The organism is Pseudoalteromonas sp. MMG024 (assembly GCF_021654175.1).
In the GTDB taxonomy this organism is placed as follows: Bacteria; Pseudomonadota; Gammaproteobacteria; order Enterobacterales; family Alteromonadaceae; genus Pseudoalteromonas.
Genome location: NZ_JAKFZO010000068.1, coordinates 1 through 387 on the forward strand (window position 1 = coordinate 1; position 387 = coordinate 387).

Annotated in this window: 1 protein-coding gene; it reads right to left on the minus strand. The window is 51.9% G+C overall.

Annotated elements, in window-relative coordinates; genetic code table 11:
- Positions 1–387 (minus strand): transposase (locus L1068_RS21890; RefSeq protein ID WP_237131972.1); only part of this gene is annotated, 387 nt, incomplete at both ends.

Below are 387 nucleotides of genomic sequence, written 5' to 3' on the forward strand. Positions count from 1 at the left end.
TCCAGAGACCTTCATTTCAACGATGAAGTCACGTCCTTCTTTGTCCTGCTGCTCTACCACTTCATATTTTGTGTTGGATTTCACCGGCGTCATCCAGTGGCTTGAACCATGTTGGCGCTGCCAGTTGAGCATCAGTTCAGCGCTTAAGTAACAGCGATCAAAAATGGTCAGAGAGTCGGCAGGAACCGACATCGCCAGCTTCTTGGCGTAGTTCACTTCCCCGGTGGAACTCGGACCAAAGGCGACATCGTGCAACAAGCGGCTGCGCAGTGAGCACAAGGCGCATAGCCTGACAACTGGGTACTCGGTGTGACGATTTTCACTGTGCTTAACGTAATTGAAGTGCTCGGCAAGGGCCTGCGTGTCATGGGTTTTGAATTGGGTTCC